The organism is Anaerovibrio slackiae (assembly GCF_009695585.1).
Taxonomy (GTDB): domain Bacteria; phylum Bacillota; class Negativicutes; order Selenomonadales; family Selenomonadaceae; genus Anaerovibrio; species Anaerovibrio slackiae.
Map to the genome: position 1 here is coordinate 75040 of NZ_VUNR01000011.1, position 12636 is coordinate 87675.

A 12636-nucleotide genomic window follows, 5' to 3' on the forward strand; every position below is an offset into this window, starting at 1 on the left:
TCGTGTACATATTTGTATACATGTGTATATCGGGATGATGAGGTATAGATTATGGCGATAATGAAGCATGCTGAAAAAAAGGCAGGCACTCTCATTGAGGCACTGCCGTATATTCAGGAATTTTATGGCAAGACCATCGTGGTAAAATATGGCGGCAATGCCATGATTAACGAGGATTTGAAGCACAAGGTAATGGAGGATATCAGCCTTCTGAAATATGTAGGTATTCGCCCGGTGATTGTGCATGGTGGCGGTCCTGATATTACCCACTTTTTGAAAAAAGTGGGCAAGCAGTCTGATTTTGTCAGCGGCCTGCGTGTTACTGACGAGGAAACTGTGGAGATTGCCGAGATGGTGCTGGATGGCAAGGTCAACTCCGATATTGTCAACATGCTGAACTGCCGCGGTGTCAGGGCGGTAGGCCTCAGCGGCAAGGATGCAGGGCTTATCAAGGCAAGAAAGAAAATGGCTACTGTTTATGACGAGGATGGGCATACGGAAACTGTTGACATAGGCTATGTTGGCCAGGTGGAGTCGGTGGATACCCGCATTTTGCAGGATTTGCTGGACAATGGCTACATTCCGGTGGTGGCTCCTATCGGCGTAGGCGAGGATGGGGAGAGCTACAACATTAACGCAGATTATGTGGCTGCGGAGATTGCCGGTGCCCTTCATGCGGAAAAGCTGCTGCTGCTGACGGATATTGAGGGCGTGTACAAGGACTTCAATGACAAGGACAGCTTTATTTCCTCCCTGACTGTGGAGGAGGCGAAGGGCTATATCAAGGATGGCACGATTTCCGGCGGCATGATTCCGAAGATTGAGGCATGCCTGAAATCCATCGAGTGCGGCACCAACAAGGTGCATATCATTGACGGCCGTCAGCCTCACTCCATCATTCTGGAGCTTTTGACCAACAGCGGTATCGGTACCCAGGTTGTTAAATAAGAAAAAAGGCGGTATCGTTATTCAGATTGTTAAATAAAATTTTGAGGTGTAAGTGAAATGCAATTAACTGATGAACAGATTTATGCCAAGGATGCCCATGATTATCTGCCGGTGTTCGCCCGTTACCAGATTGTGCTGGACCACGGGGATGGTGTTTATGTATATGATTCCCAGGGCAAAAAGTATATTGACTTTTTGGGAGGCATTGCCGTAAACGTGCTGGGGCATAATCATCCTGAGCTGGTAAAGGCAATTGCAGAGCAGGCAGGGAAGATGATTCACTGCTCCAACCTGTATTATACCCAGGTACAGGCAGAAGCTGCGGAAAAGCTGGTAAAGCTCAGCGGCTTGGGCAAGGTTTTCTTCGGTAACTCCGGGGCGGAGGCAAATGAGGGTGCCATCAAGGTAGCAAGAAAGTATGCCCATACTATTGCCCCGGACAAGTCCCAGATTATTTCCGCTATTCACAGTTTCCACGGCCGTACCATCGCTACCCTGACCGCTACCGGCCAGCCTAAGTATCACGAGGGCTTCGGGCCGCTGCCGGAGGGCTTTGACTATGTGCCTTATAACGATATTGAGGCACTGGAGAAGCTGATGAGCGACAAGACTGCCGCTGTAATGCTGGAGCCGATTCAGGGGGAGGGCGGTGTCCATGTACCTGATACTGAGTATATGCAGAAGGTGCGCCAGCTGTGCGATAAGTACGATGCGGTGCTGATTTTTGATGAAATCCAGAGCGGCATGGGCAGAAGCGGCAAGTTCTTTGCCTATGAGAACTATGGCATCAAGCCGGATGTGGTTACCCTTGCCAAGGGACTGGCTGGCGGTGTGCCAATCGGGGCCTTTATCACCAGTGACAAGGTGGCGGCGGCTCTCCATGCCGGTGACCACGGTTCTACATTTGGCGGCAATCCGCTGGCCTGTGCGGCTGCCAACGTGGTGCTGGATAATGTGGGCAATGAGGCATTTTTGCAGCATGTCACTGAGATGGGGGATTACATGAAGTCCCGTTTGAAGGATATGCAGGCGAAGTTCCCGGCTCTTATTAAGGAAGTCCGGGGCATGGGGCTGATTCTGGGCATGGAGCTCACCAAGCCGGGCCGGGAGATTGTCAATGCCTGCCTGGACAAGGGGGCTATTATCAACTGCACAGCCGGGAATGTGCTGCGCTTTGTGCCGCCTTTGATTGTTACCAAGGCGCATATTGACGAGGTTTGCGATGCAGTTGAGGCAGTATTGCCGCAGTATGCTTAATAGTTTGCTAACGCATTCTGTGCAATAAATATGTAATAATATTGTATACCCATGCAGCAGAAGGTTTATTTTCTTCCTTTAATGTAGTATAATATACGCTGTTGGTGTACATAAGTATATATTCGGTATGCCTATTGGAGGTTATAAAATGTTAAAAGGCAAGGACATGCTTTCCATCCATGACCTTTCCGTGGATGAGGTAAATGAAATCCTGGCTTTGGGCCATGAGCTCAAGGCAAAGCAGAAGGCCGGCATTGAGCATCATATCTTGAAGGGCAAGACTCTGGGCATGATTTTTGAGAAATCTTCCACCCGTACCCGCCTTTCCTTTGAAACAGGTATGTATCAGCTGGGCGGTCAGGCACTGTTTCTGTCCAACCGTGATTTGCAGCTGGGCAGGGGCGAGCCTATCAAGGATACTGCCCGTGTTATGTCCCGTTATCTGGACGGCATCATGATTCGCACCTTTGGCCATGACAGGGTGGAGGAGTTTGCTAAATGGTCTGATGTGCCTGTTATCAATGCCCTGACTGACCTTTTGCATCCTTGCCAGGTTCTGACTGACCTGCTGACTATTCAGGAGCACAAGGGCAAGAATCTCAAGGGCTTGAAGATGGCCTATGTAGGCGATGGCAACAACATGACCAATTCCTACATGTACGGCTGCGCCAAGGCAGGCATTGATTTTGTTTCTGCCAATCCGAAGGGCTTTGAGCCTGATAGGCAGGTTTTTGAGAATGCCTGCAAGGATGCGGAGGAAACCGGCGCATCCATCAAGCTGGTGAATGACCCGTTTGAGGCAGCCAAGGACGCTGATATCGTGGTAACTGATACCTGGGCAAGCATGGGCCAGGAGGACGAGCACGAGGAGCGCAAGAAGATTTTCAAGGATTATCAGGTAAATGCAGAGCTTCTGGCGGTGGCTGACAAGCGCGTTATCGTTATGCACTGTCTGCCGGCTTACCGGGGGGAGGAAATCACCGATGAAATCCTTGAGGCTTACGCTGATGTAATCTTTGATGAGGCTGAGAACCGCCTCCATACCCAGAAGGCGATTATGGCTCTTACAATGGGCTGATAAATATTGTTTATCTATTTTCTCATGTGGAAATAATGATTAAGGAGTTGTAAATATTATGGCAGAATTTAAGAAAGTCGTATTGGCATATTCCGGTGGTCTTGATACCTCCGTTATCATTCCTTGGCTCAAGGAAAACTATGGCGGCTGCGAGGTTATTGCCTGCTGTGCTGATATCGGCCAGGGTGATGACATGCAGGCTATCCATGACAAGGCTCTGCGTTCCGGCGCTTCCAAGTGCTATATTTTGGATTTGACTCAGGAGTTCCTGGAGGAGTACGTATGGCCAACCCTGAAGGCTGGTGCTGTTTATGAGGGCAAGTATCTGCTGGGCACTTCCTTCGCCCGTCCGCTGATTGCCAAGCGTCTGGTTGAGGTGGCCAAGAAGGAAGGCGCCGAGGCTATTGCTCACGGCGCTACCGGCAAGGGCAACGATCAGGTTCGCTTTGAGCTGACTGTCAAGGCTCTGGCTCCTAACATGGCTATTGTTGCTCCTTGGCGTGAGTGGGACCTGCTGTCCCGTACTCAGGAGATTGAGTATGCCAAGGCTCACAACATCGACATTCCTACCGACAACAAGAAGTATTCCATGGACAAGAACATCTGGCATCTGTCCCATGAAGGCTCTGACCTGGAGGACCCTTGGAATGCACCTCAGAACGAGATGTACCTGGTATCCAAGGCTCCGGAGGATGCCGCTGACAAGCCTGAGTATGTAACCATTGATTTTGAAAAGGGTATTCCTGTGGCTGTTAATGGCAAGAAGATGGGTGCAGTGGAGCTTCTGACTGAGCTGAATGATATCGGTGCCCGGAATGGCGTTGGTATTGTTGATATTTGCGAGAACCGCCTTGTGGGCATGAAGTCCCGCGGTGTGTATGAGAATCCGGGCGGAGCAATCCTGTTCTATGCTCATCGCGAGCTGGAGTATCTCTGCCTCGACCGTGCTACCTATCACTACAAGGAAGGCGTAGCTATCCGCTTTGGCGAGCTGGTTTATGACGGCATGTGGTTCTGCCAGCTCCGTGAGGCTCTGTCCGCTTTTGTTGACAGCACTCAGGAGACTGTAACCGGCACTGTAAAGCTGAAGCTCTATAAGGGCAACATCATGAGCGCAGGTGCCAAGTCCCCTTATTCCCTGTACAATCAGGAATTTGTAACCTTTGAGGAAGACCATGTTTACAATCAGGCTGATGCAGAAGGCTTTATCAACCTCTTTGGCTTGCCGCTGAAGGTTCGTGCCCTGATGCAGGAAAAGGCAGGTAAGTAATTATGGCAGAGCAGCTCTGGGGCGGACGTTTTTCCAAGTCTACCGACGAGATGATTAATGATTTTCAGGCTTCTATTGATTTTGATAAGCGGATGTACAATGAGGATATTGCCGGTTCTATTGCCCATGCTACCATGCTGGCGAAGGTCGGCATTATCTCCGAGGCAGACCGGGATGACATTATCAGCGGCCTGAAGGATATTTACAAGAAAATCGAGGAGGGCAATTTCTCTTTTGAGGTTGCCCTTGAGGATATTCACATGAATATCGAGAAGCGGCTGACTGACGCTATCGGCGAGGCTGGCGGACGCCTGCATACGGCCCGCAGCCGCAACGACCAGGTGGCGCTGGACACCCACATGTTCATCCGCCGTCAGGTGGTGGAGGTGGAGAAGCTGATTCTCGATATGCAGGCGGCACTGGTGGAAGCGGCAGAGAAGTACAGCGATGTGATTATGCCGGGCTATACCCATCTGCAGCGCGCCCAGCCGATTTTGTTCTCCCATCACATGATGGCCTACTTCGGCATGCTGAAGCGGGACTTTGACCGCTTCAAGGGTGTCTATGACCGCTGCGACATCATGCCGCTGGGGGCAGGTGCCCTGGCTGGCACAACTTTCCCTATTGACCGTCCTTTTGTGGCGGAGCAGCTGAATTTTGAGTCGATTTACAGCAACAGCCTGGATGCAGTGTCTGACAGGGACTATATCATGGAATTCCTGTCAGCTGCTTCTATCCTGATGGTGCATCTGTCCCGTCTCAGTGAGGAAACCATTTTGTGGTGTTCCCGTGAGTTCTTCTTTATTGAGCTGGACGATGCCCATTGCACCGGCTCCTCCATGATGCCTCAGAAGAAAAACCCTGATGTATCCGAGCTGGTTCGGGGCAAGACAGGCCGTGTCATGGGCCATCTCATGGCTATGCTGACTACGGTGAAGGGGCTGCCGCTGGCATATAACAAGGACTTGCAGGAGGACAAGGAAGGCATTTTTGATGCCATTGATACCATCAAGTTCAGCCTGGCAGTGTATGCCCGTATCATGCGGGGCATGAAGGTGCGCAAGGATGTAATGCGCCGTGCTGTGGCAGAGGACTTCTCCAATGCAACTGATCTGGCTGACTATCTGGTGAAGAAGGGCTTGCCTTTCCGTCAGGCTCATGCTGTTTCCGGCAAGGCTGTTCACTACTGCATTGAGCAGAATAAGTGGCTGGCTGATATGACTATGGCTGAGCTGAAGGAGCTGTCCGATTTGTTTGAGGAGGACATTTACGATGCCATCAGCCCTGAGACCTGCGTAAAGAACCGCAATTCCTATGGCGGCACTTCTTATCAGCAGGTGGAGCTGCAGCTGAAGCTGGCAGCCGATATTATGGCAGCTGAAAAGGCCTATGTGGCTGAAAAGGATGCCAAGCAGGCAAATGTAGAAGCGTAATAAAAGTGTGATTTGATATATTGGTGGCGGTGCGGCATGGTAGCTGCACTGCCCTTTTTTTAGGATTTGGTAGTGATAATGTGAGTAAAACTATGAAAGGGGCAATCTGCCTTTCCCTGGCTGGTACTATCTGGGGCGGGCTTTTTTTGGCTGTGCGGCTGGTGGTAGGGGCGGTGGAAGCTGTTCCTCTGGTGTGGATGCGCTATATTCTGGCCTTTTTTGCCCTGTATGCCCTGGGCTGCTATCGCCATGTGTCATGGAAGATTGACAGGAAGGACTGGAAGCTTTTGGCACTGGTGGGGCTTATCGGGCAGACCTTGTCCATCGTCACCCAGGAGTCGGGCACACTCCTGACCTCGGCTCAGACCGGTTCCACTATTACGGCTGCTACCCCGGCCTTTATGGTGCTGTTCGGCTGGTGGATATTGAAGGAGCGGCTGACCTTTGGGCGGATTATGTCCGTGGTGCTGGCTACCATCGGTGTATTGATGATTGTCTATGACCCGGATAATTTTCAGGTGAATTTGCTGGGGGGATTTTTCCTCTTTGTGGCGGCCTGGACCTGGGCACTGATGGCGGTGTTTTTGAAGCTTTTAGACCGGTATTCCCCTATTGTGCTGACCTTTTACGGCCTGCTGGTGGCTCTTGTGTGCCTGGCACCCTATTCTGTGTGGTGGCTGGCAACCCAGGCGGATTATAGCCTGCTGCTTACCCCTCAGGTGCTTCTCAGCATCGGCTATATGGGGATTATCTCCACCACCGGCGGTTTTGTGCTGTGGAATGAGGGCTTGTTGTATATGGATGCGTCTACCGCAGGGCTTTTCATGTTCTGGCAGCCCATTGTGGGCACTTTTTTGGGCTGGCTGCTTCTGGGGGAGCCGGTGACTTTATGGTTCTGGCTGGGAGCATTGCTGATTGTGGTGGGGGTAGTCATGGCAATGGGCAGGCCGAAAAAGGCTTGATATGCTTCCAGGAGGAAGTTTTTTCCTAAAAAGTTGTAAAGTATGAAAGAATTAGCAGGATTTTTGTGTTTTTTGTAGAATTTATAATACGAAATAAACTTTTTAGGGATATGGAATATAATATGGAGGAGTTATTATGTTCAGTCGTTTTTTTGGGGGTAAAAAGAAAGCTGAGGCAGCCGCACAGCCTGTTAGCCAGGTTCAGCCGGTTACACAAAAGCCTGTGCCTGCACAGCAGAAAGATATGAAAATTGCTTATTTAAGCAAAAGCGAGCTGGATGCGGCTCATTTGCGGGAGCTTACTGATGTGGCAGAGGGATGTGCGCTGATTATGGGGTTTGTTTCCTCGGATTTGAATCTGGAGGAAGTTGCCCGGGCTATAAAGAAAGAGGTTTCAGCCTCAACGAAGGTTATTTTGCTGACAACCTCCGGGGAGCTTTGCCGGACAAAGGGAAGCCGTACCTTCTACTGCAATGATGCGGAGGGACGTGCCAAGCTGCTGTTGCAGGTGTATTCCAATCGGATGATTGAGGACACATATATTATGAGCATACCGCTCTCCAATAGCGACCTGCGCAGGGGCGTTGTAGAGATGAGCATCAATGACCGGGTTGCGGCTATCCGCCGTGAGATAGAAAAGCACAAGGTGCCATTCCGGCTCAGTACAGCTCATAGCTTTGCCATGATTTATGTGGATGGGGCTTCCAGCAGCGAGACTTTTGTTTTGCAGGCTATGTACGAAACAGGCAAGTATCCTATTCCGTTTATTGGCGGCAGCTCTGCTGGTGATTTGACCTTTACACACACCTATATTTACGACAATAACAGGTGTTTGGAAAATCATGCAGTGATTACGCTGTTCCGCCTCAAGCATGCCTATCGCTATGGCATCCTGAAAACCCAGTCAGGGGAGCGCACCAGTGCTGCCTTTACTGTCAGCAGCGGCAATACAGCCCTGCGCTATATTGAGACAGTGGAAGATGCCTCCGGCCGTCCAGTTTCCTTCATCAAGGCATTGAAAGATCACTTTGGCGTCAGCACGGTGGACGGCATAAATGAAAGATTGCAGGAGTATACCTTTGCCGCAGATATTAATGGTGAGGACTTTTTACGCGATGTTGCCAGCATCGATGAGGCCAATGACAGGATTTCCTTCTTCTGCGATGTGGTAACTGGTGAAAAGCTTTATTTGATCAGGCGTCAGTCCCTGGAGGCTACCCTTTCCCGTGACTTCAAGGCTTTTTCTCAGGGCAAGCCGGAGCCTATTGGCGGCATTCTGAATGACTGCCTCATGCGCCGTCTGGGGTACCCGGAAGACACAAAGCACATGGATTTCTTTGCAGATGTTCCGGTGGCTGGCTTCTCCAGCTTTGGCGAAATTGCCGGGCTTCATGTCAATGAAACACTGACGGCAATCTTCTTTTATCATATTCCGGAAGGGCAGAGCTTCTCAGACCGCTATATTGACAATTTTGCTTCCACCTATTCAGAGTGTAATGCGTTCTTTTACAGGCGTATCATTGCCCGGCAGAAGGCCACGGAAAAGCTCAAGGACAACCTTATCAGCATGTTCAATGACTATCATGCCAAGATGCCGGGGATTGTCACTACCATCAATCGCATAGCGGATGATGTGGAGATGATCAAGGGCACAATCAGTCAGATTTCGGGCAGCATCGGTGATCAGAAGGAGCTTTTTGCCCAGATGATTTCCCGCAACCGTGAGATTACCCCGAAACTGGATATGCTTTCCCAGAGCACCCAGAAGATTGACGGTGTAATGAAGATGATTAATGAGATTGCTTCCCAGATTAACCTCCTCGCCCTCAATGCCGCCATTGAGGCTGCCCGTGCCGGTGAGGCAGGCCGCGGCTTCTCCGTGGTGGCACAGGAGGTCCGCAAGCTTTCCGAAAACACCCAGAGCAGCCTGTGTTCTTCTGATGAGGCAATTAAGATGCTCATGCACGATGTTGATGAGATTAATAAGAATCTGCTGGATAATAAGGATTTTGAAGAAAAAATCGGCAATTTTGATGCTAATTTTGCAGCTGAAATGGAAAAGCTTCAGGTTACCTTTAGTGAGGGTGTGGAGCACATCTACCAGTCTATCCAGTCCATACAGGAAATTGAGGCTATCAACAAGCGTTCCTCGGAGGAAATGGAGAAGCTGGAGAAGATTCTCTATAATATTGAGATGGGCATCTGATGAAGTCATGCAGAAATATTTGTCATGTACGCAGAAATATGTGTTATGTAAGCAAAAATATTTGTTATGTAATACGATAATGCTGCGTGAATGTAGCACTTGCGAGCAGCCTGCGGGCTGCTTTTTTCTTGCGGGATAGTCTGGATGCATGAAAGCAAATGGTGGGCGGTTGCGTAATTACATTAGCAAGATAGTTTGCCGTCATCGAAAGTTTTTCTGCTATCTGTTTGCAAATATAGTATAATTATATAAAATTGCAGATAATAGATGTTCAATATTTTCCAAGAGTGAGAGAATGGTGAAAAATGGGAAAGATGCTGGTTTATCATGGGAGTTATGTTGAAATAAGGCAGCCTGAAATTCGTAAGGGGCGCAATACCAAGGATTTTGGCAATGGTTTTTATTGTACTGTTATCAAGGAACAGGCACAAAGATGGGCAAAGAGATATCGGTCTTCGGTGGTGAATGTATATTCAGCATTGATTGATGAGGATTTAAGGATTTTGGAATTTGCCAGTATGACAGAAGAATGGCTGGATTTTATTATTGCCTGCCGGTATGGGGAATATCATGATTATGATATTGTAATTGGTGCAATGGCTGATGATCAGGTTTACAATTACATTTCGGATTATATGGAGGGGGTTATTACACGCAAGCAGTTTTGGGCATTGGCGAGATTCAAGTATCCCACTCATCAGATTAATTTTTGTACAGAACGGGCTTTACAATGCTTACGGTTTGAATATAGTGAGGAAGTGATAAAATGATGCAGGGGCGTGAATTGCAGAAAAACAATGATTTATTTTTTACTTGCAGCTTGATTGCCTACATTGCCAGGCGGACGAAAAATAAGCCGGTTGATGTGGTGGATGCCTTGGGAGAAGCTACTATTGCCAAGATATATGAGCTGGCAGATGTGTATCATAGTGATAATATAGACCGCGTTAGCGATGATTTTATTGAGGAGTGCCATATTCAGCAGGGGAATTTTGACAATGTGGCAGAGTGTGAATATTCTGTGCCCACTCATTGGGATATCGGCAAGGTATACAAGAGGCTGATACTGATGGTGGAGGCAAAGGAGCAAAAGGGTGTTGTCAATGCGTTGCTAGCGGCATATCATTCCAAGGTGTCAGATTTAATTGAGGACTACAATAGCAGCTTTTATTATGATAATCCGCAGACAATATTTGCTACTTATGAGAATGATGGCATACCGGAGTAGTGATTTTTGCTGTTGGTTGCAGGTTTGACTTCTTGAATGATGTTGTTAGGAATATGAGAGAAAACAGGGAGCAATATGATGGATAGGAAAATCGCAGAATTGATGGCGGCAATGATAGAGTATGACAAGGGAGATGCCAAGCGGATTCAGCATTTTGTCAAGGTGCATGATTTGGCAGCGGCTATCGGTACATTAGAAGATATGGAGGCGGATGAGCTTTTTGTGCTGGAGGCGGCAGCTATCCTGCATGATATTGGCATACACGTAAGCGAGGCAAAGTATGGCAGCTGCAGCGGCAAATATCAGGAGCTGGAAGGACCAGGCGAGGCGGAGAAGCTGCTTCATCAGCTGGGCGGCTTCACGGCTGAACAGATTGAGCGAATCAAATACCTGATTGCGCACCATCATACTTATGCGGAGATAGATGGGCTGGACTATCAGATTTTGGTAGAGGCGGATTTTCTCGTGAATCTGTACGAGGATAATGTGCCTGCTTCTGCCGTTAAGAGTGTGCAGGAAAAGATATTCAAGACAGGTACTGGTCTGGCTATGTTAAAGAATATGTTTGCAATAGATTGAGGTAAGTTTCGTTGTAGGTTTTGGATAGGGATTGGATTCTAATGAAAATAAAAGTATTGATGGACAATATATCATCGGGAGAATTGGCTGGCGAGTGGGGCTTGTCAATTCTGATTGAGTATGAGGGTAAAAATATATTGCTGGATACGGGAGCCTCGGGGGCATTTGCAGAAAATGCGGAAAAAATGGGTATAGATTTGGCAGAGGTGGATGTTGCGGTGCTGTCCCATGCCCATTATGACCACTCGGATGGCATGGAAGCGTTTTTTGCTGTTAATGACCATGCACCGCTTTATATTCGGCAGGCCTGTCAGGAAAACTGCTACAGTGATGATGATGGTGTCATGGAATACGTGGGCATCCATGAGGGCTGGCTGGAAAAACATGGTGACAGGCTGGTCAGGGTGGATGGCGAGTACAGCCCATATCCAGGAGTAAAGCTGCTGCCTCATTCCCTTGATATGAAGGAAGCTGGATTGAAAGCCCGCATGTATGTGAAGGAGCTGGATATGTTTTTTCCTGAATTGTTCCAGCATGAGCAGAGCCTTATTTTTGAGGTGGAGGATGGACTGGTGATTTTCAACAGCTGCTGTCATGGGGGCGTGGAGAATATTATTGAGGAAGTCCGCGCAGCCTATGGTGGCAGGAAAATCATCGGCATAGTTGGCGGTTTCCATCTGTATAAGACTTCTGCTGAGGATGTGCGCAGGCTGGCTGGCAGGTTGCAGGAATCAGGCGTTGAGTTTATTGTGACAGGGCATTGTACTGGTGATGAGGCATTTGCTATATTGCACGAGGTGCTGGGAGATAAAATTGAGCAAATGTATGTCGGATTTAGTATGGAGTTATAGAAGGTGGTTATTGCTAAAAGTGGTGGCAGTATGTCGGTGATCTAAATTATTATGTTATGATTGCTTAAAGAAGTATCTTGATTTATAATGATATTGCATGAAGTTAGACTTTATTGATGCAAATATCAGGCGCATTGCAATAAGATGGGTGCGGAGATCAATATTATTATATTTTAAATTGTGTTTATGCAATTGTTGTTAGTAGGGGATAAAATGATACATGATAATTGGAATGATATTAATGGTGATGATATAAAAAATGTTTCAGAATATATGAGAAATGAATCCTTGGCATGTATAGATGGTGGAGTTTTAAAAAAATTTGAGGATGATTTTGCATGTTATATTGGTACAAAATATGCAGTTGCGTATAGTAGCGGAACTGCTGCAATATATGCAGCAGTCAGACCGTAGACAAATATGGCAGCGAGTTATCCACACTCGCTGCCATATTTTTGCCTTATAAAGTAATCTGTATTTTATTTTCTCACAAAAACTATTTTTCCCATGTACAGGTGGCTTTGGTTGCCTCTTCCTATGTTTCCATATTGCCAATTTCTTTAAATTCATGCACGCAAAAGTAAGCGTCGCCTGCATTTTTACCTTTTCCAGGCCACGCAGCATGGTATACCTTAAACCATGACGTTCCTTAGCATCTGCAAACACCCTCTCAATGGTTTCTCTGCGTTGCTTATAGATTTCCTTGTATTGGAATACATGCCGGTATTCCTCAGCATATTCCATATACTCTGACCATATATGGCGTGTCACAACCTTTGTATGGTTGCGGCTCATTGTACATTTTTCAATATATGGACATTGGC

12 protein-coding genes and 1 pseudogene are annotated in these 12636 nt (G+C 48.0%); 12 read left to right on the plus strand and 1 reads right to left on the minus strand.

Annotation, left to right across the window (positions count from 1 at the left end; all coding sequences use genetic code 11):
* Nucleotides 1-60 precede the first annotated feature (60 nt).
* From argB to FYJ84_RS14660, 12 genes are all read left to right on the plus strand, one after another.
* Complete coding sequence (gene argB, locus FYJ84_RS07140) at nt 61-948, plus strand: acetylglutamate kinase (RefSeq protein ID WP_205764144.1); 888 nt, start codon at nt 61-63, stop codon at nt 946-948.
* Between the two features lie 57 nt (nt 949-1005).
* A complete protein-coding gene (locus FYJ84_RS07145) occupies nt 1006-2205 on the plus strand; it encodes an acetylornithine transaminase (protein WP_154406907.1) in 1200 nt (399 codons plus the stop codon).
* A gap of 148 nt (nt 2206-2353) precedes the next feature.
* Nucleotides 2354-3283, plus strand: a complete 930-nt coding sequence (gene argF / locus FYJ84_RS07150) for an ornithine carbamoyltransferase (RefSeq protein ID WP_154406908.1) — start codon at nt 2354-2356, stop codon at nt 3281-3283.
* Nucleotides 3284-3341: 58 nt separating this feature from the next.
* On the plus strand, nt 3342-4553 hold the full coding sequence (locus FYJ84_RS07155) for an argininosuccinate synthase (protein WP_154406909.1): 1212 nt from the start codon (nt 3342-3344) through the stop codon (nt 4551-4553).
* Between the two features lie 2 nt (nt 4554-4555).
* Complete coding sequence (gene argH / locus FYJ84_RS07160; RefSeq protein ID WP_154406910.1) at nt 4556-5986, plus strand: argininosuccinate lyase; 1431 nt, start codon at nt 4556-4558, stop codon at nt 5984-5986.
* A gap of 92 nt (nt 5987-6078) precedes the next feature.
* Nucleotides 6079-6948, plus strand: coding sequence for a DMT family transporter (locus FYJ84_RS07165; protein WP_154406911.1), 870 nt, complete (start codon nt 6079-6081; stop codon nt 6946-6948).
* Nucleotides 6949-7084: 136 nt separating this feature from the next.
* On the plus strand, nt 7085-9154 hold the full coding sequence (locus FYJ84_RS14895; RefSeq protein ID WP_154406912.1) for a methyl-accepting chemotaxis protein: 2070 nt from the start codon (nt 7085-7087) through the stop codon (nt 9152-9154).
* 305 nt (nt 9155-9459) lie between these two features.
* On the plus strand, nt 9460-9924 hold the full coding sequence (locus tag FYJ84_RS07175) for a DUF3990 domain-containing protein (protein ID WP_154406913.1): 465 nt from the start codon (nt 9460-9462) through the stop codon (nt 9922-9924).
* On the plus strand, nt 9921-10382 hold the full coding sequence (locus FYJ84_RS07180; RefSeq protein ID WP_205764141.1) for a hypothetical protein: 462 nt from the start codon (nt 9921-9923) through the stop codon (nt 10380-10382). The genes FYJ84_RS07175 and FYJ84_RS07180 overlap by 4 nt, the downstream gene beginning before the upstream one ends.
* Nucleotides 10383-10460: 78 nt before the next feature.
* The gene (locus tag FYJ84_RS07185) at nt 10461-10961 is read left to right on the plus strand and encodes an HD domain-containing protein (protein ID WP_154406924.1); all 501 of its coding nucleotides are present in this window, start codon (nt 10461-10463) and stop codon (nt 10959-10961) included.
* Between the two features lie 41 nt (nt 10962-11002).
* A complete protein-coding gene (locus tag FYJ84_RS07190) occupies nt 11003-11812 on the plus strand; it encodes an MBL fold metallo-hydrolase (RefSeq protein WP_154406914.1) in 810 nt (269 codons plus the stop codon).
* A gap of 213 nt (nt 11813-12025) precedes the next feature.
* Nucleotides 12026-12226 carry a DegT/DnrJ/EryC1/StrS family aminotransferase gene (locus tag FYJ84_RS14660; protein ID WP_235901385.1) on the plus strand — a complete coding sequence of 67 codons (201 nt, stop codon included), beginning with the start codon at nt 12026-12028 and terminating at the stop codon, nt 12224-12226.
* A gap of 129 nt (nt 12227-12355) precedes the next feature.
* Here FYJ84_RS14660 and FYJ84_RS14665 read toward each other — a convergent pair.
* Nucleotides 12356-12636 (minus strand): annotated as a pseudogene (locus FYJ84_RS14665) (transposase); the annotation flags it as partial.

Bases quoted from the DNA above. Each gene is read 5' to 3' on its own strand.
- argB (WP_205764144.1), top strand. From the start codon at position 61: ATGAAGCATGCTGAAAAAAAGGCAGGCACTCTCATTGAGGCACTGCCG.
- FYJ84_RS07145 (WP_154406907.1), top strand. From the start codon at position 1,006: ATGCAATTAACTGATGAACAGATTTATGCCAAGGATGCCCATGATTAT.
- argF (WP_154406908.1), top strand. From the start codon at position 2,354: ATGTTAAAAGGCAAGGACATGCTTTCCATCCATGACCTTTCCGTGGAT.
- FYJ84_RS07155 (WP_154406909.1), top strand. From the start codon at position 3,342: ATGGCAGAATTTAAGAAAGTCGTATTGGCATATTCCGGTGGTCTTGAT.
- argH (WP_154406910.1), top strand. From the start codon at position 4,556: ATGGCAGAGCAGCTCTGGGGCGGACGTTTTTCCAAGTCTACCGACGAG.
- FYJ84_RS07165 (WP_154406911.1), top strand. From the start codon at position 6,079: ATGAAAGGGGCAATCTGCCTTTCCCTGGCTGGTACTATCTGGGGCGGG.
- FYJ84_RS14895 (WP_154406912.1), top strand. From the start codon at position 7,085: ATGTTCAGTCGTTTTTTTGGGGGTAAAAAGAAAGCTGAGGCAGCCGCA.
- FYJ84_RS07175 (WP_154406913.1), top strand. From the start codon at position 9,460: ATGGGAAAGATGCTGGTTTATCATGGGAGTTATGTTGAAATAAGGCAG.
- FYJ84_RS07180 (WP_205764141.1), top strand. From the start codon at position 9,921: ATGATGCAGGGGCGTGAATTGCAGAAAAACAATGATTTATTTTTTACT.
- FYJ84_RS07185 (WP_154406924.1), top strand. From the start codon at position 10,461: ATGGATAGGAAAATCGCAGAATTGATGGCGGCAATGATAGAGTATGAC.
- FYJ84_RS07190 (WP_154406914.1), top strand. From the start codon at position 11,003: ATGAAAATAAAAGTATTGATGGACAATATATCATCGGGAGAATTGGCT.
- FYJ84_RS14660 (WP_235901385.1), top strand. From the start codon at position 12,026: ATGATACATGATAATTGGAATGATATTAATGGTGATGATATAAAAAAT.